The organism is Pseudonocardia sp. Cha107L01, from assembly GCF_052566575.1.
Genome location: NZ_CP199579.1, coordinates 8,787,974 through 8,809,794, shown reverse-complemented (window position 1 = coordinate 8,809,794; position 21,821 = coordinate 8,787,974). Strand labels below are relative to the sequence as shown.

The 21,821-nt window shown below is 72.5% G+C and carries 15 protein-coding genes; 10 read left to right on the top strand and 5 right to left on the bottom strand.

The window, feature by feature from the left end; all coding sequences use genetic code 11:
- The first annotated feature begins 68 nt into the window (after positions 1-68).
- The 4 genes from ACTXG6_RS41550 to ACTXG6_RS41535 all read left to right on the top strand — a co-directional run bounded on the left by ACTXG6_RS41550 (position 69) and on the right by ACTXG6_RS41535 (position 6,049).
- Complete coding sequence (locus ACTXG6_RS41550; protein WP_445184785.1) at positions 69-2,771, top strand: Tex family protein; 2,703 nt, start codon at positions 69-71, stop codon at positions 2,769-2,771.
- Between the two features lie 327 nt (positions 2,772-3,098).
- Positions 3,099-4,322 carry an ABC transporter permease gene (locus ACTXG6_RS41545; protein WP_445184784.1) on the top strand — a complete coding sequence of 408 codons (1,224 nt, stop codon included), beginning with the start codon at positions 3,099-3,101 and terminating at the stop codon, positions 4,320-4,322.
- Positions 4,323-4,367: 45 nt separating this feature from the next.
- Positions 4,368-4,850, top strand: a complete 483-nt coding sequence (locus ACTXG6_RS41540; protein ID WP_445184783.1) for a cation:proton antiporter regulatory subunit — start codon at positions 4,368-4,370, stop codon at positions 4,848-4,850.
- 8 nt (positions 4,851-4,858) lie between these two features.
- Complete coding sequence (locus ACTXG6_RS41535; protein WP_445184782.1) at positions 4,859-6,049, top strand: cation:proton antiporter; 1,191 nt, start codon at positions 4,859-4,861, stop codon at positions 6,047-6,049.
- An 80-nt stretch (positions 6,050-6,129) separates the two neighbouring features.
- Here the strand turns inward: ACTXG6_RS41535 and ACTXG6_RS41530 are convergent, their stop codons facing one another.
- Together ACTXG6_RS41530 and fabG are read right to left on the bottom strand one after the other, a co-directional pair.
- Positions 6,130-6,927, bottom strand: a complete 798-nt coding sequence (locus ACTXG6_RS41530; RefSeq protein WP_445184781.1) for an SDR family NAD(P)-dependent oxidoreductase — start codon at positions 6,925-6,927, stop codon at positions 6,130-6,132.
- 34 nt (positions 6,928-6,961) lie between these two features.
- A complete protein-coding gene (gene fabG, locus ACTXG6_RS41525) occupies positions 6,962-7,702 on the bottom strand; it encodes a 3-oxoacyl-ACP reductase FabG (protein ID WP_445184780.1) in 741 nt (246 codons plus the stop codon).
- A gap of 207 nt (positions 7,703-7,909) precedes the next feature.
- Here fabG and ACTXG6_RS41520 point away from each other — a divergent pair, with 207 nt between their 5' ends.
- A complete protein-coding gene (locus ACTXG6_RS41520; protein WP_445184779.1) occupies positions 7,910-9,235 on the top strand; it encodes an MFS transporter in 1,326 nt (441 codons plus the stop codon).
- On the opposite strand, the gene ACTXG6_RS41515 is transcribed toward ACTXG6_RS41520, so the two are convergent.
- Positions 9,186-10,298, bottom strand: coding sequence for a bifunctional helix-turn-helix transcriptional regulator/GNAT family N-acetyltransferase (locus tag ACTXG6_RS41515; RefSeq protein WP_445184778.1), 1,113 nt, complete (start codon positions 10,296-10,298; stop codon positions 9,186-9,188). The genes ACTXG6_RS41520 and ACTXG6_RS41515 overlap by 50 nt on opposite strands.
- 138 nt (positions 10,299-10,436) lie before the next feature.
- Between ACTXG6_RS41515 and ACTXG6_RS41510 the strand changes: the two genes are divergently transcribed.
- The 4 genes from ACTXG6_RS41510 (at position 10,437) to ACTXG6_RS41495 (ending at position 15,274) form a co-directional block, all read left to right on the top strand.
- The gene (locus ACTXG6_RS41510; RefSeq protein ID WP_445184777.1) at positions 10,437-11,630 is read left to right on the top strand and encodes a cytochrome P450; all 1,194 of its coding nucleotides are present in this window, start codon (positions 10,437-10,439) and stop codon (positions 11,628-11,630) included.
- A gap of 37 nt (positions 11,631-11,667) precedes the next feature.
- Positions 11,668-12,069 (top strand): pyridoxamine 5'-phosphate oxidase family protein, encoded by a 402-nt coding sequence (locus tag ACTXG6_RS41505; RefSeq protein ID WP_445184776.1) that lies wholly within the window; start codon positions 11,668-11,670, stop codon positions 12,067-12,069.
- The gene (locus tag ACTXG6_RS41500; RefSeq protein WP_445184775.1) at positions 12,066-13,040 is read left to right on the top strand and encodes an aldo/keto reductase; all 975 of its coding nucleotides are present in this window, start codon (positions 12,066-12,068) and stop codon (positions 13,038-13,040) included. Before ACTXG6_RS41505 ends, ACTXG6_RS41500 begins: the two co-directional genes overlap by 4 nt.
- A 164-nt stretch (positions 13,041-13,204) precedes the next feature.
- The gene (locus ACTXG6_RS41495; RefSeq protein ID WP_445184774.1) at positions 13,205-15,274 is read left to right on the top strand and encodes an MDR family MFS transporter; all 2,070 of its coding nucleotides are present in this window, start codon (positions 13,205-13,207) and stop codon (positions 15,272-15,274) included.
- A 98-nt stretch (positions 15,275-15,372) separates the two neighbouring features.
- Here ACTXG6_RS41495 and tsaD read toward each other — a convergent pair whose 3' ends face one another.
- Both tsaD and ACTXG6_RS41485 read right to left on the bottom strand, forming a co-directional pair.
- Positions 15,373-16,413, bottom strand: a complete 1,041-nt coding sequence (tsaD, locus tag ACTXG6_RS41490; protein WP_445184773.1) for a tRNA (adenosine(37)-N6)-threonylcarbamoyltransferase complex transferase subunit TsaD — start codon at positions 16,411-16,413, stop codon at positions 15,373-15,375.
- Between the two features lie 104 nt (positions 16,414-16,517).
- Complete coding sequence (locus ACTXG6_RS41485) at positions 16,518-20,285, bottom strand: cobaltochelatase subunit CobN (RefSeq protein ID WP_445184772.1); 3,768 nt, start codon at positions 20,283-20,285, stop codon at positions 16,518-16,520.
- Between the two features lie 232 nt (positions 20,286-20,517).
- Here ACTXG6_RS41485 and cobG point away from each other — a divergent pair, with 232 nt between their 5' ends.
- Entirely contained in the window at positions 20,518-21,816 is a 1,299-nt protein-coding gene (gene cobG / locus ACTXG6_RS41480; protein ID WP_445184771.1) for a precorrin-3B synthase, read from the top strand.
- The last annotated feature ends 5 nt before the right edge of the window (positions 21,817-21,821 follow it).

Below are 21,821 nucleotides of genomic sequence, written 5' to 3'. Positions count from 1 at the left end.
AGAGGTCGGACTGTCGCAGTTGGCCGCCCCGGGGTTGTGCTGGTGCCCGCGCGCGCCACCATGGACGGGTGAGTGAGGCGACCCCCGGTGTGGCACGGAAGATTCATCAGCGTATTGCCGACGAGCTCGGCGTGCGGTCGAACCAGGTGGACGCGGCGGTCGGGCTGCTGGACGGCGGCTCGACGGTGCCGTTCGTCGCCCGGTACCGCAAGGAAGTCACCGGCGCCCTGGACGACACCCAGCTGCGCACGCTCGAGGAGCGGCTGCGCTACCTGCGCGAGCTGGAGGAGCGCCGAGCTGCCGTGCTGGAGTCCATCGACTCGCAGGGCAAGCTGGACGACGAGCTCAAGCAGCGCATCCTGGAGGCCGACTCCAAGGCCCGCCTCGAGGACATCTATCTCCCGTACAAGCCGAAGCGGCGCACAAAGGCGCAGATCGCCAGGGAAGCCGGCCTCCAACCGCTGGCCGACACCCTGCTGGCCGACCCGAACCAGGATCCGACCGCGCTCGCCGAGGGCTACCTCACCGAGGGCGTGGCAGACGCGGCCGCCGCGCTGGACGGCGCGCGCTCGATCCTGGTCGAACAGTTCGCCGAGGACGCCGACCTGATCGGCGACCTGCGGGAACGTATGTGGACCCGGGGCCGCGCGGCGTCCAAGGTGCGCGAGGGCAAGGAGGAGTCCGGGGCCAAGTTCTCCGACTACTTCGAGTTCAGCGAGCCGTTCACCAAGCTCCCGTCGCACCGGATCCTGGCGCTGTTCCGCGGCGAGAAGGAAGAGGTGCTCGACCTCGTCCTGGAACCTGAGGAGCCGCCGGCCGAGGGCCCGTCCAGCTTCGAACAGAGCATCGCCGCCCGGTTCGGGGTCTCCGACCGGGGCCGGCCGGGGGACAAGTGGCTGACCGACACGGTGCGCTGGGCCTGGCGGACCCGGATCCAGGTGCACCTGGGCATCGACGTGCGCGCCCGGCTGTGGCAGGCCGCCGAGGACAGCGCCGTCGACGTGTTCGCCGCAAACCTCCGTGACCTGCTGCTCGCCGCGCCCGCGGGCACCCGCGCAACGATGGGCCTCGACCCCGGCCTGCGCACCGGCGTCAAGGTCGCCATCGTGGACGACACCGGCAAGGCCGTCGCCACCGACACGATCTACCCGCACGAGCCCCGCCGGCAGTGGGACGCCAGCCTCGCGTCGCTGGCCAAGCTCGCCGCCGCATACAAGGTCGACCTGATCGCCATCGGCAACGGCACCGCGTCCCGGGAGACCGACAAGCTGGCCGCCGAGCTGGTCGCCAAGATGCCCGACCTGAAGCTGACCAAGGTGATGGTCTCCGAGGCCGGCGCCTCGGTGTACTCCGCATCCGCGTACGCCTCCGCCGAGCTGCCCGGGATGGACGTGTCGCTGCGCGGCGCGGTGTCCATCGCGCGCCGGCTGCAGGACCCGCTCGCCGAACTGGTCAAGATCGACCCGAAGTCCATCGGCGTCGGCCAGTACCAGCACGACCTGTCCGAGCTGAAGCTGTCCCGCTCGCTGGATGCCGTCGTCGAGGACTGCGTGAACGCGGTCGGGGTCGACGTGAACACCGCGTCGGCCCCGCTGCTGCGCAGGGTCTCCGGCATCACCGAGGGCCTGGCCACCAGCATCGTCAACCACCGGGACGAGAACGGGCCGTTCCGCAACCGCAAGGCGCTGTCCAAGGTGCCCAGGCTCGGGCCCAAGGCGTTCGAACAGTGCGCCGGCTTCCTGCGCATCCCCGGCGGCGACGACCCGCTGGACGCCTCCAGCGTGCACCCCGAGGCCTACCCGGTGGTGCGGCGGATCCTGGCGTCGGTGGGCACTGAGCTGCCCGCGCTGATCGGCGACTCCACCACCCTGCGCGCCCTGCGACCGGCCGACTTCATCGACGACACATTCGGCCTGCCCACGGTCAGCGACATCCTCGCCGAGCTGGAGAAGCCCGGCCGTGACCCCCGGCCCGCCTTCAAGACGGCGACCTTTGCCGACGGGGTGGAGAAGCTGTCCGACCTGACCGTCGGCATGGTGCTGGAGGGTGTGGTCACCAACGTCGCCGCGTTCGGCGCATTCGTCGACGTGGGAGTGCACCAGGACGGATTGGTGCACGTCTCGGCGATGTCCAACCGGTTCGTCTCCGACCCCCGCGAGATCGTCAAGCCCGGCGACATCGTGCGGGTCAAGGTGCGCGAGGTGGACATCAACCGCAAGCGCATCTCGCTGACGCTGCGGCTGGACGACGACCCGGCCGCCGAGCGGCGTGGCGGCGGTCGCGGCCGGGACGGCATCGACCACGGCGGTGCGGACCAGGGCGGACGCGGCCGGGGCGGTCCGGGCGGCCCCGGAGGCCCGGGCGGAACTGGTGGCCCTGGTGGCCGAGGTGGCCAGCGCGGCGGGAACAGCCAGGATCGGCGTGGCTCCGGTGATCGGCGCGGCTCGGGGGACCGCCAGGGCGGTGCCCGGCCGGGCGCGGACAAGCAGGCTGCCGACCGGCCGGGTGCGGACAAGCAGGGCGGCGACAAGCAGAGCGGCGGCCGGCCGGGCGGCGACAAGCAGGGCGGCGACAAGCAGGGCGGCGACAAGCAGAGCGGCGGCCGGCCGGGTGGCGACAAGCAGGGCACCGGTCGCGATCGGCAGGGCGGCGGTCGCGATCGGCAGGGTGGCGGCCGGCCGGGCGGGGATCGGCAGGGTGGTGGTGGTCTTGGCGGCGGCGCGATGGCCGACGCGTTGCGCCGCGCCGGCTTCGACACCAAGCCCAAGTAGGGACGGCAACTCCCCGGCCGGCGGCCACGCCGGTCGGGGCCGTCACGAGCGCTGAGCCGTTCGGCGTAGTAAACTCGATGAGGGCCGCATGTTGTTTCCAACTGCGTACTGAATCGACTACGCACTGTGTTGCGTGTTGACTAGAGTTGGCACAGAGTTCTCATCTTTCGCGCACAGCTAACTCATAGGTTCCGTTGCTACTCATGGCCGGGACCTATCGGGTTACTGAGAGTGCGAGCGGAATCGTTGTCTCTGGGTCGCCGGCTTTGCTTAGCTTCGGCGCCGTCGGATGAATTTCGGTCGGAGGCGGCAGATGGAGCGCTCGGCATGAACATGCGGGAAACACTCGTGATCGCGCTGCGTAGTCTGCGCGGTAACAGGCTGCGCTCCCTGCTGACCACCCTGGGCATCATCATCGGCGTCGCGGCTGTGATCATTCTGGTTGCGCTCGGAAATGGCGTGAAAGCCGGCTTCGACGCACAGTTCAGCAAGCTCGCCAACCAGATCACCATCACCCAGGCGACCGGCGTGGTGCCCGGCGGCGGCGAGGCTCGCAACCTGACCGACGGCGACGTCGAAGCACTGCAGGACCCGGTGAAGGCGCCGGACGTCGCCTCGGTGACGCCGAGCATGACCGGCAGCGTCTCGCTGACCGCCGGCCAGGCCACCGAGAAGTCCGACCTGGTCGGTGCCACGTACAACTACCTCGACATCGTCGCCCGGACGATGGCGGTCGGAAACTGGTTCACCCCGGCACAGGTCCAGAGCAATGCCAAGTATCTGGTGATCGGCCAGGAGGCCGTCAGCTACCTGTACGGCCCCAAGGCGAACCTTGGCGACGTGTTGGGCAAGGAGATCCGCCTCAACCACACCACGTTCCGGGTGATCGGGGTTCTCGACACCGACGGGCAGAACGACAACATCGCGATTGTGCCGTTCGGTGCGGCCCGGGCATACCTGGTCGGCAATGCGAACAAGGTCAGCCAGATCATCGTGAAATCCACCACTGCATCCACGGTGAATCTCGCCGAGGACCAGATGACCAAGATTCTGGACGTCCGGCACTACATCAAGACCCCGACCGACCGGGACTACCGGGTCCGCGCGTTCCAGAACTTGATCCAGCAACGGGGCCAGTTCATTACGTTCCTGACCTTGTTCACGGCGGCGGTCGCCGCGATCTCGTTGATCGTCGGCGGAATCGGGGTGGCCAACATCATGCTGGTCTCGGTCACCGAGCGAACCAGGGAGATCGGAATTCGCAAGGCGATCGGGGCCCAGCGCAGCGCCATCATGAAACAGTTCCTGATCGAGGCGGTGGTGCTCACCGGCCTCGGTGGCGTGATCGGCGTGATCATCGGCGTGAGCGTCACGTTCGGCGGTGGGATCGTCGTACCCAAGCTGGTGCCGTCCTTCCCGGTGCCGGTGCTCACCCTGGCGCCGGTGCTGATCGCCTTCGGGGTGAGCCTGGTCATCGGCCTCCTCGCGGGCGGCTACCCGGCCAACCGGGCGGCCCGGCTGCGGCCCATCGAGGCGCTGCGTTTCGAGTAGCCCGGCTCGGCCGGCCGGCGGGCGGCCTCGGCTACTGTTGATCGGGTGGACGTCGAGGTCACCCGGCTGCCCGGGGTCGGAGTCAAGCAGGAGTTCAACACGGTCACCGGCCGGCGGCTCGGGGTGCTCACCTACCGGGACGGACATCGGGAGCTGCTGGTCTCCGACCTGAACGACCCGGACGCGTGCAGCGCGACGGTGCCCATGACCGAGCCGGAGTGCGTCGCGCTGGGCACCCTGCTCGGTGCGCCGAACCTGGTGGCCCAACTGCGCGAGGAACACTCCGAGGTGCCCGGGGTCGGCACCTCGCAGCTGCCGGTCGTCCCTGGCTCCCCGTATGCCGGCCGCACCCTGGGCGATACCGCGATGCGCACCCGTACCGGCGCCTCCGTGGTGGCGGTGGTCCGGGACAGCACGGTGCACGCCTCGCCGAGGCCCGACTTCCGCTTCGAGGCCGGTGACCTGGTGGTCGTGGTGGGTACGCCGGACGGGCTGCGGCAGGCTGTCTCGATCCTCGAGCAGGGCTGACCGCCTTCGTGCCGCACACCGCGACAGCGCTCATCGAGCTCGGAGCTCTGTTCTTCGGGCTGGGTGTGCTCGGGCGGTTGGCAACCCGGATCGGCGTCTCGCCGGTGCCGCTGTACCTGCTGGGCGGCCTGGCGTTCGGCTCCGGCGGGCTGCTCCCGCTCAGTGGCATCACCTCGTTCGCCGAGCTGGCCTCCGAGGTCGGGGTCGTGCTGCTGCTGTTGCTGCTCGGGCTCGAGTACACCGCCGCCGACCTGGTGTCCGGCCTGCGCAAGTCCTGGCTGGCCGGCGTGGTCGACATGCTGCTCAACGCGCTGCCGGGCGCCGCTGTGGCGCTGTTGCTGGGGTGGGGGCCGCTGGGTGCGCTGGCCATGGCCGGGGTGACCTGGGTGTCCTCCTCGGGGATCATCGCCAAGGTGCTCGGCGACCTCGGCCGGCTCGGCAACCGGGAGACCCCGGCGGTGCTGTCCGTGCTGGTGCTGGAAGACCTGGCGATGGCGCTGTACCTGCCGATCACCACGGCGGCACTGGCCGGTCTGGGCCTGGCCGCCGGCCTGCGGACCGTCGGCGTGGCGATGGCGCTGCTCGCGGTGGTACTGGTGGTGGCGCTTCGCTACGGCCGGTTCGTCTCCCTGATCGTCGAGTCGCCCAGCTCCGAGGTGTTCCTGCTGCGGCTGCTCGGGGTGGCGCTGCTGGTCGCCGGGCTGGCCTCGGAGCTGCAGGTGTCCGCCGGCGTCGGCGCGTTCCTGCTGGGCATCGCGATCAGCGACGAGACCGCCGAGAACGCCACCCGGGTGCTCGCCCCGCTGCGTGACCTGTTCGCCGCGATGTTCTTCGTGGTGTTCGGCTTCAACACCCACCCCGGCGCCATCCCGGCCGTGCTGCCGGCCGCGCTCGGGCTGGCCGTGGTCACCACGTTGACCAAGATCGCCACCGGCTGGTTCGCCGCCCGCGGCAGTACGGTGAGCTCGGCGGGTCGGCTGCGCGCCGGTGCCGCGCTGGTGGCCAGGGGCGAGTTCTCCATCGTGATCGCAGGGTTGGCGCTGACCTCGGGCGCGCTGAACCCCGGGCTGGCGCCGCTCGCCACCGCCTACGTGCTGCTGATGGCCGTGCTGGGCCCGGTACTGGCGCGCGTCATCGACCCGATCGGCCGGGCCGACCGCGGCGTGTTGAACCGGCTCGCCCGCACCGGGGGATCATGACCTGATGGACATCCGCATCGAGGGGCGGGACCTGCCCGGGCACGACCACTAGTAGTAGACCGGGCTAGTAGTAGACCGGGCTAGTAGTAGATCGGGCCGACCTGGCCGCCGCCGGCCGCCACCGCGTCGCCGGTGATCGCCACGCTGAGCGGGGACGCCAGGAAGGTCACCACCGAGGCGACCTCGGCGGCGGTGACCAGTCGTCCGATGCTGAGCCCCCTGGCGATGTCGGCGGCCACCTGCTCGGCGGTCACCCCCCGGTCGGCGGCCACCGCGGCCAGCGTGTCCGGGGTGCGCTCGGTGACGGTGAAGCCCGGGTGCACCACGGTGACGTTGACCCCGGCCGGCCCGAGCTCGTCGGCCAGGTTCTTGGTCATCGCGGCGACCGCCACGTTGCGCACCGAGCCGACCAGCGAGCTCGCTGAGCGGGCGTTCAGGCCACTGATGTTGACGATGCGCCCCCAGCCGCGCTCAACCATGCCCGGCGCGAGCGCCCGCGCACAGCGCAGGTAACCGAGGACCTTCGTCTCCAGCTCGGCGCGCAGCGCGTCGTCGGTGATCTCGGTGAGCGGCGGTCTCGGTCCCGGCGTTGCCGGCCGCGCGGCGGTGTTGACCAGGATGTCCACCCCGCCGAGCAGCTCGGTGGCCTGCTGCGCCATGGCCCGCACCGACCCGTCGTCGGTGGTGTCCGCCGGGATGGCCACCGCGCGGCCGGCACGCCCCCGCAACGACGCCACCGCGGCGTCCAGTACGGCGACGTCCCGGGCGACCAGTGCCACGTCGGTGCCCTCGTCGAGCAGCGACTCGGCCACTGCCAGCCCGATGCCGCGGCTGCCGCCGGTGACCACCGCACGCCTGCCGGCCAGTTGCAGGTCCACTAGAACAGTTCTCCCTCGGGAAGCGCGCGGTGCATCAGTCCTTCGGGCCGCCCGCCACGTAGATCACCTGACCGGACACGAATCCGGCGCCCTCACTGGTGAGGAACGACACGGTGTTGGCGATGTCGTCCGGCTTGCCGACCCGGCCGACCGGGATCTGGCTGGCCGCGCCCTTCTGGAAGTCCTCCCAGGAAACCCCGATCCGCTCGGCTGTGGCCTTGGTCATCTCGGTGGCGATGAAGCCGGGCGCGATCGCGTTCACGGTGATGTTGAAGCGGCCCAGCTCGATGGCCAGCGTCTTGGTGAAACCCTGCAGGCCGGCCTTGGCGGCGGAGTAGTTCGCCTGGCCGCGGTTGCCCAGCGCGGAGGTGCTGGACAGGTTCACGATCCGGCCCCACTGCGCCTGGGCCATGTGCGCCTGGGCTGCCTGGGACATCAGGAACGAGCCGCGCAGGTGCACGCCCATCACCGTGTCCCAGTCCACCTCGGTCATCTTGAACAGCAGGTTGTCCCTGGTCACGCCGGCGTTGTTGACCAGAATCGTGGGCGCCCCCAGTGTGTCGGCGATCCGCGCCACGGCGTCCTTCACCGCGGCGGCGTTGCTTACATCGGCGCCGACCGCGAGCGCATGCCCACCGTCCTTGGTGATCCGGGTGACTGTGTCCGCACAGCTGGACTCGTCCAGATCGACGACCGCGACCGCGTGGCCATCCCTGGCCAGTCGCTCCGCGGTGGCCGCGCCGATGCCGCGTGCCGCCCCGGTCACGATTGCCACTCTGCTCTCCGTGCCCACCGAGCCTCCTGTTGTCGTCCCAGTCAGTTCAGGCCATCTTGACCCCTCGCCGACTAGCTCGCTCACCAGGGTTGCGCCGCGCGCGCCGTCGAGCCTCAGGCGGTTGTCCGCGACCAGGTGGCCCAAATCCTGCGTTGTGTGTCGCTATGGCCACTTTTCCGTGAGCCCTCCTTCAACGAGGCTGGTGGGGTGACCGAACTCGAAGCGCGCCGGGTGACGCCCGGCGCGGGTAGGCGCCGGCTGCACCCCGCCTGGTCGGTCGCCGCCGTCACCTTTCTCGCCCTGGTCGGTGCGGCGGCGTTCCGGGCTGTGCCGGGTGTGCTGATCGATCCGTTGCACGCGGAGTTCGGCTGGTCGGTGGGCACGATCTCGTCGGCGATCGCCATCAACATGGCGCTCTTCGGCCTGACCGCGCCGTTCGCGGCGGCGCTGATGGAGCGCTTCGGGGTTCGGCAGGTGGTCGCCGTCGCGCTGGTGGTGGTCGCGGCGGGCAGTGGGCTCACCGTGTTCATGACCGCCTCCTGGCAGCTGGTGGTCTGCTGGGGTGTCCTGGTCGGCCTCGGCACCGGTTCGATGGCGCTGTCGCTGGTCGCCACGGTCACCGGCCGCTGGTTCGTGACCCGGCGCGGCCTGGTGTCCGGCATCCTCACCGCCGGTTCGGCGACCGGTCAGCTGGTCTTCCTGCCGGTGGTCGCGGTGATCTCGGAGCGGTGGGGCTGGCGGCCGGCCTCGCTCGGGGTGGCGGCCGCCGCGCTGGCCGTCGTGCCGCTGGTGCTCTGGCTGCTGCGGGACCGGCCGAGCGACCTCGGCGTCGCGCCGTACGGCGGCACCGCGGCCGACGAGCCGACCGGAGCGCGCATCGGGGTGGCGCGGCTGGCACTGCGCACCCTCGGCTCGGCGGCCCGGGTCGGCCCGTTCTGGCTGCTGGTGGGCGGGTTCATGATCTGCGGCGCGACCACCATGGGGCTGCTCCAGCCGCACTTCGTGCCGGCCGCGCACGACCACGGCATGCCGACCACGACCGCGGCGGGGCTGCTCGCCGTGGTCGGCCTGTTCGACCTGGTCGGGACGGTGGCATCGGGGTGGCTGACGGACCGGTTCGACCCCCGGCTGCTGCTCTGCGTCTACTACGTCGGCCGGGGCGTCTCGCTGATGCTGCTGCCGTTGGTGTGGGGTTCGACGCCGACCGCCAGCATGCTGAGCTTCATCGTGTTCTACGGGCTGGACTGGGTGGCCACGGTGCCGCCGACGATGGCGCTGTGCCGGCGGTACTTCGGGACGGCGGCACCGGTGGTGTTCGGCTGGGTGTACGCCTCGCACCAGGTCGGTGCCGCGCTGATGGCGTTCGCCGCCGGGCTGCTGCGCGACCACCTGGGCAGCTACGACTCGGCGTGGTACCTCGGCGGCGGGCTGTGCCTGCTCGCCGCGCTGCTGTCCGTCGGGCTGCGCGCACCGGCGGAGCCGATCAGCCTGGGTCCGCCGCCCCGAGACGGCGGGACCAGTTCTGCCCGATGACGCCCCGGCCGAAACCGTCGAACGGGGCTTCGGCGTCCAGGGTGAAGCCGGCGCGCTGGTAGATCCGCCGCGCGGCGGCCAGCTCGGAGGTGGTCCACAGCGTGATCCGCCGGTAGCCGACGCGCTCGGCGAACCGCAGGCACTCGGCCACCAGCCGCTCGCCGACGCCCAAACCCCGGGCGGAGGGCTCGACGAGCAGCAGCCGGAGCTTGGCGGTGCCGTTCTGGGTGCCGTCCTGGGTGTCGTTCTGGGTGTCGTTCTGGGTGGCAGTCATGCACGCGATCGAACCCGCCGGCCGGCCGTCCACCTCGGCGATCCACACCGCCTCCCGGGCCGGATCCGGCCGCTCGGCGTAGTCGGCCACGATCCGCGCCACCATTGCCTCGAAGCGCGGATCCCCGCCGTACTGCCGCACGTAGAGGGCGCCGTGGCGGGCCACGATCCAGCCGAGGTCGCCCGGCTCGGGCGGGCGCAGCACGACAGCGCGCGGCCGGGCCGGGGCGCTGAGGGTGCGCTCGATGGTGCCCATCGCCTCGGTGAGGGTGGCCCGCCGGTCGGCCGAGAGCGGCTCCAGCAGCTCCCGGACCGCCTTGGCCTGGCGCTCGTCCAGGTCGTCGAACGCGCGGCGGCCGGCCTCGGTCAGCCGGAGCAGCTGTCGCCGCGCATCGCCGGGGTGGGCCTGCCGGGAGACCAACCCGGCGGTGTCGAAGCGGGCCACCACCCGGCTGAAGTAGCCGGCGTCCAGGTCGAGCAGCCGGCGCAGCTCGGCTCCCTCCACACCGGCCGCCGCCCCGGAGCCCGCCGCACCGGAGCCCGCCGCCCCGGAGCCCGCCGCCCCGGAGCCCGCCGCACCGCTGACCGGCTCGGCGGGCCGATGGGCGAGCTCGTAGAGCAGCCGGGCCTCGACGAGGGAGAACGGCGAGCCCACCAGGCTGTCCCGCAGCACGCCGATCGACCTGGTGTAGAAGCGGTTGAACGCCCGGACCCGGGCGACCTCGTCCTGTTCCGACCGGTCGTGTTCCGAGTGCTGGTCGTGTTCTGAGTGAGAGCGAAGCCGCGGCACGGGACCTCCTCCGGACGATTTCTATGACTGCTTCTATGACTGTTACAGAGAGTTCTCTGACATAGTCAACGAATTATCGCCAGAGTGATTCGCGTCGCTCCGGGAACCGGGCCGGTCCCGTCGACGACTATGCCGTTGATGTCCGAGACAACTTTGACGCTGGTGCAGTTCCTCCGCGACGGTCTGGACCCAGTGCCCGAGCTGGCCCGGCTGCGTGCCGAACAGCCGGTCAGCCCGCTGCTCATCCCCAACGGACCGACGGCGTGGCTGGTCACCAGCTACCGCGACGCGCGCGCTGTGCTGGGCGATGCCGACACGTTCAGCAACGACTTCGCCAACCTGATGGGCGGCGGCGCCGGCGGCCCGACCGAGGATCAGGACCCCGGCGGGCTCGGGATGGCCGACCCGCCCAAACACACCCGGCTGCGCAAGATGCTGACCGCGGAGTTCACCGCGAAGCGGCTGCGCGAGCTGGAGCCGCGGATCACCGCTGTGGTCGACGAGTGCCTGGACGACACCGCCACCGCCGGCGCGGATGGTGACCCGGTCGACCTGGTGCGCACCTTCGCCCACCCGATCCCGGCGCTGGTGATCTGCGAGCTGCTCGGTGTGCCGGCCGACGAGCGCGCCAACTTCCAACGGATCAGCAACAACCGGTTCGACGTCTCCGGCGCGCCGGGCGGCGGGCTGGATGCGATCGGCGAGTCGCTGAACTATCTCGGCGGCCTGGTGTCCCGGCAGCGGGCCGAACCGGGCGACGGGCTGCTCGGCCGGCTGGTCCGGGAGCACGGCGACAGCCTCACCGACCGTGAGCTGGCCGGCCTGGCGGACGGGCTGCTCACCGGCGGGCACGACACCACGGCGAGCATGCTGGCGCTGGGCACCGTGCTGATCCTGGGCAACCCAGACTACCGGGCGGCCGCTCTAGACCCGGCCCGGATCGGTGGCCTCGTCGACGAGCTGCTGCGCTACATCTCGGTGGTCCAGGTGGCCTTCCCGCGCTGGGCGCGCCGGGACACCGAGATCGCCGGCCAGCGGATCGGCGCCGGGGACATGGTGGTCTGCTCGCTGTCCGGCGCGAACCGGGACGTCGAACTGGGTCCCGACATGGAGCGGGTGGACCCGGACCGCACCATCAAGCCGCACCTTGCGTTCGGCTTCGGCATCCACCACTGCGTGGGCGCCCAGCTCGCCCGGCGGGAGATGGCGATCGCCTACCCCGCGCTGCTGCGCCGGTTCCCGACCCTGCGCCTCGCGGTGCCCGCCGAGGAGCTGGCCTACCGGCCGTTCTCGATCGTCTACGGGGTCGGTTCGCTGCCGGTGGCCTGGTAGGCCGCGTCCCGGGCGGCCGGACTGGCAGGATGCCCCGGTGCAATGGGATGAGGCGGTTGAGGACCAGGCGCTGCGGGAGTTCTGGGCGCAGCGGCGGGTCTGTGCGTTGACCACGGTGCGCCCGGACGGCCGACCACACACGGTGGCCGTCGGTGCCACCCTGGATCCGGAGGCCGGGGTGGTCAGGGTGATCACCTACCGGACGTCGGTCAAGGTGGCGAACGTGCGGGCCGCCGGACCCCAGGGGGCGCCGGTGACGGTGTCACAGGTCGAGGGCGGCCGGTGGTCCACCGTCGAGGGCATCGCGCGGGTCCGCGAGGAGCCGGAGCGGGTGGCCGAGGCGGTACGGCGGTATGCGCTGCGCTACCGGGAGCCGCGCCCCAACCCGGAGCGGGTGGCCATCGAGATCTCCGTGCGCTCGGTGCTGGGCCGGCTGTGAGCACGGACGGCGCGACCGGACCGCGCCAGCTCGGGCTGGGGCTGGCCGCCGTCGCGCGCCCGGCGTACATCACCTCAGGGCGGACCGCCGACCTGGGCGCGGACCGGGGCGTCGCGGCGCTGCGCTCGCACACCTGGGCCACCCTGGACGGCGCCTACTCCGCCGGCGTGCGCTACCTCGACGTGGCCCGGTCCTACGGCCGCGCGGAGGACTTCCTGGCCGGCTGGCTGGCCGTGCACCCCGAGGTCGACGACGTCGAGATCGGCTCGAAGTGGGGCTACCGCTACGTCGGCGGGTGGCGGCTGGACGCCGAGGTGCACGAGATCAAGGACCACTCGCTGGCGGCCTACCGGGAGCAGCTGGCCGAGACGCGGGCGCTGCTCGGCGACCGGCTCGACGTCTACCACGTGCACTCCGCGACGCTGGACAGCGGCGCGCTGGACAACCCGGAGCTGCACCGCGCGCTCGCCGAGCTGCGCGACGGCGGGGTGCGGGTCGGCATCTCCACCTCCGGGCCGGCACAGGCCGAGGCGGTGCGCCGGGCGCTGGAGGTCTCGGTGGGCGGCGCGCCGCTGTTCACCTCGTTCCAGTCCACCTGGAACGTGCTCGAGACCTCGGTGGCGCCGGCGCTGGCCGAGGCTGCCGCCGCCGGTGCCCGGGTGATCGTCAAGGAGCCGGTGGCGAACGGCCGACTGGCTCCCGGCGGGCGGGACTCCAGCGTGGGCTCGGCGCGCGCCGTCGAGCTCGCCGACCGGCTCGGGGTACCGGTCGACCAGCTGGCGATCGCCGCCGCACTGGCCCAGCCGTGGGTGTGGCGGGTGCTGTCCGGCGCGGTCAACCCGCTGCAGGTGGCCAGCAACGTCGCCGCCGCCTCGGTCGAGCTGCCCCCGGACATCGCGGCCGAGCTGACCGAGCTCGCCGAGCCCGCCGACCGGTACTGGGCGACCCGCTCCGCCCGCTCCTGGCGGTAGGGAGCGTTCGCGGCCCCGGTCGGATCTTGACATGACAACCGGGCTAGGGTCGTCCCTCGGACGATGTGGTTCGCGCGGTTCTCGGGGTACATCGAGCCGGGCCGGCTCGCGGTGGTGAGCATCGGCCGAGATCCGCACGGGCCGAGGGATGCGGGGGCGTTGCGGTGACTGTGGCGATCGAGAGTTCCGGGACCGGCGGCGTCGGCGGCGTCGGCGGGTCGGCCCAGCGCAACGTCGCGTTCGCCACGATCGCGCTCGGCATGCTGCTCGCGGCGCTGGACCAGACCATCGTGGCGACCGCGCTGCCGACGATCGTCGCCGACCTCGGCGGCGGCGGCCACATGTCCTGGGTGGTCACCGCGTACCTGCTCACCGAGACCATCGCCACGGTGCTGGCGGGCAAGTTCGGCGACCTGTTCGGCCGGAAGCTGATCTTCCAGGTCAGCTGCGCGGTGTTCGTGATCGGCTCGTTCTTCTGCGGCTTCGCGGACAGCATGGGCTGGCTGATCGCCATGCGCGCGGTGCAGGGCGTCGGCGCCGGCGGTCTGACGGTGACCGCCACCGCGCTGATCGCGGACATCATCCCGCTGCGCGAACGCGGCCGTTACCAGGGCATGATCGGCGCGGTCTTCGGGGTGACCACCGTGATCGGGCCGCTGCTCGGTGGCCTGTTCACCGATCACCTGTCCTGGCGGTGGGCGTTCTACGTCAACGTGCCGATCGCGGTGGTGGTCATCGCGATCGCGTTCCGCACCCTGCCCTCGGTCCGGTCCGGCGCCAAGCCGGTGATCGACTACCTCGGCATCCTGGTGATCGCGCTCGGCGCCACCGGGCTGACCCTGGCCACCAGCTGGGGCGGTACCACGTACGCCTGGGGTTCGCCGGTCATCATCGGGCTGTTCACCGCCTCGGTGGCCGCCGTCGGGCTGTTCGTGGTGGTGGAGCGCCGGGCCGGTGATCCGATGATGCCGATGCGGCTGTTCCGCAACCCGGTGTTCGCGCTGACCACGGTGATCAGCTTCGTGGTCGGCTTCGCGATGCTCGGCGCGATGACCTTCCTGCCCACGTTCCTGCAGTACGTCCAGGGCGTCGACGCGACCACGTCCGGGATCCGCACGCTGCCCATGGTGGTCGGGCTGCTCGTCACCTCGATCCTCGCCGGCAACACGGTGAGCCGCACCGGGGTGTACAAGCCGTTCCCGATCATCGGCGGCGCGGTGATGGCGCTCGGCATGTTCCTGCTCTCGCTGATGGACGCGCGCACCTCGACGCTGCTCACCTCGCTGTACCTGCTGGTGCTGGGCGCGGGGATCGGGCTGTGCATGCAGGTGCTCACGCTGATCGTGCAGAACACCGCCGACTACCGCGACCTCGGCGTGGCCACCTCCGCCGTCACGTTCTTCCGCACCATGGGCAGCTCGTTCGGGGCGTCGGTGTTCGGCACCATCTACGCCAACCGGCTCGCCGCCAACCTGTCGGCGGTCCTGGCCACGACGCCCGGTGTCGACGCGAACGCGTTGAACAGCCCGGCCGGGGTGCGCGCCCTGCCCGCCGCCCAGGCCGCCCCGATCATCGACGCCTACGCCGAGACCGTGCAGACGCTGTTCCGGGCCGGGATCCCGGTCGCGCTGGTGGCACTGGTCCTCGGGCTGTTCCTCAAGCAGGTGCCGTTGCGTGGGGTCACCCGGGCCAGCGCAGGCGACGTGGGCGGCGGGTTCGCGATGCCGGACGGCCAGTCGTCGCGCGAGCAGCTCGAGTTGGCCATCGCGCGGGTGTTCCGCCGGGACGGCTTCGCCTCCGCACCTGGCATCCTGGCCACCGCGCGCAGCACGTTGGAGCTGGCCGAGATGTGGTGTGTGAACCAGGTGCACGTGCGGATCCAGGTCACCGGGGAGGCACGGCTGACCACGATCGCCGAGCAGGTCCATGTGCCGGCGCCGGTGCTGTGGCCGGCGTTCGCCCGGACCATCTCTGCCGGCTTCCTCGGCTCCGACGGCGAGCGGATGTGGCTCACGCCGGCCGGTGAGCGGGAGGTCCAGAAGGTCACCGAGAGCCTGCTCGGGTGGCTGACCGCCCAGCTGTCCGGGTTCGCGGCGGACGGCTCACCCAGCCAGGGCGAGTTGACCGCCGCGCTGCACCGGTTGGCCAGGCGGTTCCTGGTCGAGGACACCTACGACGGTCACCACCGGCTGCCCGAGCCGGCCGCGCTGTCCAGCTCCGGCGCGTCGCGCTGACGGCGTCCCCGCGAGTCGGGATTTCTGTCAGCGCGAGTCGGGGATTTTGTCAGCGCGAGTCGGGATTTCCGTCCGGCAGTCCGTCCGCGCACCGCGGGCTAGGTGAGCTGGGCGCGCTCGAGCAGGACGCTGGGGCGGGCGGAGATGCTCAGGTCGGTGGGTTCGGCGCCGGCCCGGACGAGCAGGTCGCCGACGGCGGCGATCATCGCGCCGTTGTCGGTGCACAGCCGCATCGGCGGTACCCGCAGCGTGATGCCGGCCTCGGCGCAGCGCTGCTCGGCCAGCGAGCGCACCCTGCTGTTCGCCGCGACGCCGCCGACCACCACCAGCTCCGTGACGTCCTGCTGCCGGCACGCCAGCAACGCCTTGGAGGTCAGCACGTCGGCCACGGCCTCCTGGAACGACGCCGCCACGTCCGGCACCGGCACCGGCCGCCCGTCCGCCTCGCAGCGCTCCACCCAGCGGGCCACCGCCGTCTTCAGCCCGGAGAAGGAGAACCCGAGCGCGGGGTCGCCCGACCTGGTCAGCGGCCGGGGGAAGGCGATCGCGGCCGGGTCGCCGTCGCGGGCCGCCCGGTCGATCGACGGACCGCCGGGATAGGGCAACCCGAGGATCCGGGCCACCTTGTCGAACGCCTCGCCGGCCGCGTCGTCGATCGTGTCGCTCAGGTGCACCACCTCGTCGCGGGCCAGGTCGCGCACCGCGAGCAGCGAGGTGTGCCCGCCGGAGACGATCAGTACCACGCTGCGCGCCGGCAGGTCGCCGTGCTCCAGCAGGTCGGCGGCCGCGTGCCCGGCCAGGTGGTGCACCCCGTACAGCGGCACGCCCCAGGCCGCCGAGTACGCCTTGGCCGCCGCCACCCCGACGTGCAGCGCGGTGGCCAGACCGGGGCCGACGGTGACCGCGATCGCGCCGATGTCCCTGGGCTTCGCCCCGGCCTTGCCCATCGCCTCACGCACGCACGGGACCAGCGCGGACACGTGCGCCCGCGCGGCGATCTCGGGCACGACGCCGCCGAACCGGACGTGCTCGTCCATCGACGAGGCCAGCGCGTCACCGAGCAGCTCGCCGTTGCGGACCAGGCCGACGCCGGTCTCGTCGCACGAGGTCTCGATGCCAAGGACGATCTTGCCCGTCATGGTGCGTCGGTCTCCAAGCCGTTGTGCCGTCTGAGTCGTGCCGTACAAGGGTGTGCTGAAATCCGCGACTCAGTGTGCTGAGAGCCCCGACTCGCGGGCGGGTTTTACTCGGTGTTCTCTTCCAAGTCTGCCTCGGTGTCCAGGTACGCCTGGCGCAGGCCGGCCAGCGTCTCCGGCTCCGGATGTTCCCACAGGCCCCGGTCCACGGCTTCCAGCAGGCGCTCGGTGATGCCGTGCCGGGCCCACGGGTTGGACTCCCGCAGGAACTTCGTGGTCTCCGGGTCGAACACGTAGGACTCGGCCAGCTTCTCGTACATCCAGTCCGCGACGACGCCGGTGGTGGCGTCGTAGCCGTACAGGTAGTCCACGGTGGCGGCCAGCTCGAACGCGCCCTTGTAGCCGTGCCGGCGCATCGCGGCGATCCAGCGCGGGTTGACCACTCTGGCCCGGAACACCCGGGCGGTCTCCTCGGACAGCGTGCGGGTGCGCACCGCGTCCGGCCGGGTGCTGTCACCGATGTAGGCCTCGGGTGCCTTGCCGGTCAGTGCGCGCACGGTGGCGACCATGCCGCCGTGGTACTGGAAGTAGTCGTCGGAGTCGGCGATGTCGTGCTCGCGGGTGTCCACGTTCTTCGCCGCCACCGCGATCCGCCGGTACGCCGACTCCATGTCCGGCCGCGCCGCGCGCCCGTCCAGCCCCCGGCCGTAGGCGAAGCCGCCCCAGGTGGCGTAGACCTCGGCGAGGTCGGCGTCGTCGCGCCAGTTGCGGCTCTCCAGCAGCGGCAGGATGCCGGCCCCGTACGCGCCGGGCTTGGAGCCGAAGATCCGCGTGGTGGCGCGGCGTTCGTCACCGTGCTCGGCGAGGTCGGCGGCCGCGTGGGCCCGGACGAAGTTCAGCTCGTGCGGCTCGTCGAGGGACGCGACCAGGCGCACCGCGTCGTCCAGCAGCGCCACCACGTGCGGGAACGCGTCCCGGAAGAACCCGGAGATGCGCACGGTGACGTCGATGCGGGGCCGGCCCAGCTCGTCCAGCGCGACCGGCTCGATCCCGCTGACCCGCCGCGACGCCTCGTCCCACCGGGGCCGCACCCCGAGCAGCGCCAGGATCTCCGCGATGTCGTCGCCGGAGGTGCGCATCGCGCTGGTACCCCACGCGGACAGGCCCACCGAGCGCGGCCAGTCGCCGTGGTCGGTGCGGTACCGGGCCAGCAGCGACTCGGCCATCGCCGAACCGGTCTCCCAGGCCAGCCGGCTGGGCACCGCCTTCGGGTCGACCGAGTAGAAGTTGCGCCCGGTCGGCAGCACGTTGAGCAGCCCGCGCAGCGGCGACCCGGACGGGCCGGCCGGCACGTAACCGCCGTCCAGCGCGTGCAGCACGTTGGTGAGCTCGTCGGTGGTCCGGGCCAGCCGGGGCACCACCTCGGTGGCGGCGAACCGCAGTACGGCCTCGACCTGGTCGGCGTCCGCGCCTGCCGGGCCGGCGGAATCCCGAGGGACAGGTTGGCCCGAGTGTGCTGAGAGCCCCGACTCGGTGTGCTGTGCGCCCCGACTCGCGGAAAGGGTGCGGGCGGTGACCTCGGGGACGGCGGCGGGGGACCAGTGGTGTGACTCCATGGCTTCGACCAGGGTGCGCGCGATCTGTTCGATGGCGTCGGTGCGGGTCAGGCCTTCGGTGTCGTCCTCGCGCAGGCCGAGTGCCTCGCGCAGCCCGGGCAGCGCCCGCTCGCCGCCCCACAGCTGGCGGGCCCGCAGCATCGCCAGCACCAGGTTCACCCTGGCCTCGCCGGTCGGCGCGGCGCCGAGGATGTGCAGCCCGTCCCGGATCTGCGCGTCCTTGATCTCACACAGCCAGCCGTCCACGTGCAGGATGAACTCGTCGAACTCGGCGTCGTGCGGCCGGTCGGTGACGCCGAGGTCGTGGTCCAGTTTGGCGGCCTGCATCAGCGTCCAGATCTGCTGGCGGATCGCGGGCAGCTTGGCCGGGTCCAGCGCGGCGATGTTGGCGTGCTCGTCGAGCAGCTGCTCCAGCCGGGCGATGTCGCCGTAGCTCTCCGCGCGGGCCATCGGCGGGATCAGGTGGTCGACCAGGGTGGCGTGCACCCGGCGCTTGGCCTGGGTGCCCTCGCCGGGGTCGTTGACCAGGAACGGGTAGACCAGCGGGAGGTCGCCGAGCGCCGCGTCCGGGCCGCACGCCGCGGACAGACCGGCGTTCTTACCGGGTAGCCACTCCAGGTTGCCGTGCTTGCCGACGTGCACCATCGCGTCCGCGCCGAACCCCCCGTTGTCGGCGGCGGTGGGGTCGGCGGCGGTGGGGTCGGCGGCGGTGGGGTCGGTGGGGTCGGCGGGTTCGGCCAGCCACCGGTAGGCGGCCAGGTAGTGGTGGGTCGGCGGCAGGTCGGGGTCGTGGTAGATCGCGATCGGGTTCTCCCCGAAGCCGCGCGGCGGCTGCACCATCACCACCACGTTGCCGGCGCGCAGCGCGGCCAGCACGATCTCACCGCCGGCGTCCCGGGAGCGGTCCACGAACAGCTCGCCCGGCGCCGGCCCCCAGTGCCGTTCGACGGCTTCGCGCAGCTCGGCCGGCAGGGTGTCGTAGAACGCCCGGTAGCGCCCGGCGGAGATGCGCACCGGGTTGCCGGTGATCTGCTCCTCGGTCAGCCAGTCCTGGTCCTGCCCGCCGGCCGCGATCAGCGCGTGCACCAGCGCGTCGCCGTCCAGCGCGGCCAACCCGGGCAGCGCGTCCGGGCCGCTCTCCGGGCCTACGTCGTAGCCGGCCTCACGCATCGCCGCGAGCAGCCGCACCACACTGGCCGGGGTGTCCAGCCCGACCGCGTTGCCGATCCGGGAGTGCTTCGTCGGGTACGCGGACAACATCAGCACGATCCGCCGCTCGGCCGGCGGGATGTGGCCCAGCTTCGCGTGGCGGACCGCGATGCCGGCCACCCTGGCGGCCCGCTCCGGGTCCGCCACGTAGACGGTCAGCCCGTCCGGGTCGAACTCCTTGAAGGAGAACGGCACGGTGATCAGCCGGCCGTCGAACTCGGGGATGGCCACCTGGGTGGCGGCGTCCAGCGGGGACAGTCCCTCGTCGGAGGCCTCCCAGGCGGCTCTTCCGCTGGTCAGGCACAGGCCCTGCAAGATCGGCACGTCCAGCGCGGCCAGTGCGCCGACGTCCCACGCACCGTCGTCGCCGCCGGCCCCGGACGTGGCGGGCGTCGCGCCACCGGCCGCCAGCACCGTCACCACCAGGGCGTCCACCTGCTCGAGCTCGGCCAGCAGCTCCGCCGGAGCGGTGCGCAGCGAGGCGCAGAACACCGGTAGCGGGCGCGCGCCGGCGTTCTCGATCGCGGTGCACAGGGAGTCGACGAACGCGGTGTTGCCGGCCAGGTGGTGCGCCCGGTAGTAGAGGACGCCGACGACCGGGGCACCCTCGGGCAGCTCGCGCGCGTCGCGGGCCAGCGTGCCCCACACCGGCGTCGGGGTCGGGGCCGAGAAGCCGAACCCGGTCAGCAGCACGGTGTCGGACAGGAACCGGGCGAGCTCGCCGAGGTTGGCCGGGCCGCCCTGGGCCAGGTAGCTGTGGGCTTGCGCACAGACCCCACCGGGAACCGTGGAGCACTCCATCAGCTCCGCGTCCGGCGCCTGCTCGCCGCCGACCACAACCACCGGGCGCGGCCCGGCCAGCAGCGCGTCCAGCCCGTCCTCCCACGCCCGACGTCCGCCGAGCAGCCGCACCACGACCAGGTCCACACCCTCGACCAGCGACGGAAGGTCTTCGGTGGTCAGCCGGGCCGGGTTGCCCAGCCGGTAGTCGCCGTCGCTGGCACGGGCACTGAGCAGGTCGGTGTCGGACGTGGACAGCAGCAGGATCACAGGTGAGCCCTCCGGGCGGCGGATGCACGACGGCCCTGGGTGTGCACCGGCAGGTGCCCGCGGGCACCCGTCACTGTATGGCACCCGATCCGCGGCGACAGGGCACGGCGACATGGCACCGAGTCCCCGGCGACCCGCCGTCTACGATCGATCTGTGGCCCTGTCCCTCGTCACAACGCGCACCGACCGCAACGATGCATCCTCGGGTCACTCGAGGGAGAGCCGCGGCGGGGTGGACCGCTGTCCGGGTTCGGTCGAGGTGCACCGTGCCGAGGACGGCGGGCTGGCCCGCATCCGGGTGCCCGGCGGGGTCCTGACCAGGGACTCACTGGTCGCGCTCACCGGACTGGCCGCTGAGCTGGGCAACGGGCGGATCGAGCTGACCGCCCGGGGCAACCTGCAGCTGCGCGGCCTGGCCCCCGGCGCCGAGGTGGAGCTGTCCGCCCGACTGGCGGCGCACGGGCTGCTGCCGTCGGTGCCGCACGACCGGGCGCGCAACGTGCTGGCCTCGCCGTTGTCCGGGCGGGACGGCGTGGGTGTGCTGGACGTCCGCCCGCTGGTGGCCGAGCTGGACCGCCGACTGTGCGCCGACCCCGAGCTGGCCGCGCTGCCGGGGCGGTTCCTGTTCGCGCTGGACGACGGCCGGGGCGACGTGGCCGGTCAGCGGGCCGACGTGGCCGTGCTGGCGCTGCCCGACCAACGGGTCGCGTTGCTGCTCGGCGGTCGGGACAGCGGGCTGCGGCTGCCGGTCCGCGCCGCGGTGACCGGGCTGCTGGCCAGCGCCACCGCATTCCTGCGGCGCCGCGCGGACGAGCGGATGTGGCGGGTGGCCGAGCTGCCGGACGGCCCGTTGGAGCTGGTCCCCGACGTACGGGCCGCGCTGGTCGCGGGGCTCGGTGGTGACGCGGCCGGCCCCCTCGGTGGCGACCCGGCCGGCTGGCTCGGTGGCGGACCGGCGGTCAGCGTGCCCGACCGGGATCCGCGCGGTCCGGTGGGGCGCATCGAGCAGACCGACGGGCGGGTGGCACTGGCCGCCTCGGTCCCGCTCGGAGAGCTCACCCAGTCCCGCTGCCAGGTGCTCGCGGCGGTGGCCGAGCGCGAGGTGCTGCTGACCCCGTGGCGCGGTGTGGTGCTGCCCGACGTGGCCCCGCCGGCGACCGAGCTGGCCGCGCGCCGGCTCACCGGTGCCGGCCTGCTGCTCGACCCCGCCTCACCGTCGCTGGGGGTGTCCGCCTGCACCGGCCGGCCCGGTTGCGCGAAGGCGCTGGCCGACGTCCGGGCCGACGCCTCCGGGGCCGCCGGGCGCGCGGCGGGTACCGCGGTGCCGCCGGCGGAGGACGTGGACGGCGTCCGGCTGCCGGTGCACTGGTCCGGCTGCGCGCGCCGCTGTGGCCGCCCGGCGGGGCCTGCGGTGGACGTGGTAGCCGAGGTGGGCGGCTACCAGGTGCTGCGCGACGGCGAGGCGGTCTACGCCGGCGCCGACCTGGGCGCGGTGCGGGCCGCCGCCGCACAGGCCAGGAGCTCGCGGTGACCGCC

Excerpts from the sequence above, each read along its gene's own strand:
- ACTXG6_RS41545 (WP_445184784.1), top strand. The coding sequence starts at position 3,099 with ATGAACATGCGGGAAACACTCGTGATCGCGCTGCGTAGTCTGCGCGGT.
- ACTXG6_RS41510 (WP_445184777.1), top strand. The coding sequence starts at position 10,437 with ATGTCCGAGACAACTTTGACGCTGGTGCAGTTCCTCCGCGACGGTCTG.
- tsaD (WP_445184773.1), bottom strand. The coding sequence starts at position 16,413 with ATGACGGGCAAGATCGTCCTTGGCATCGAGACCTCGTGCGACGAGACC.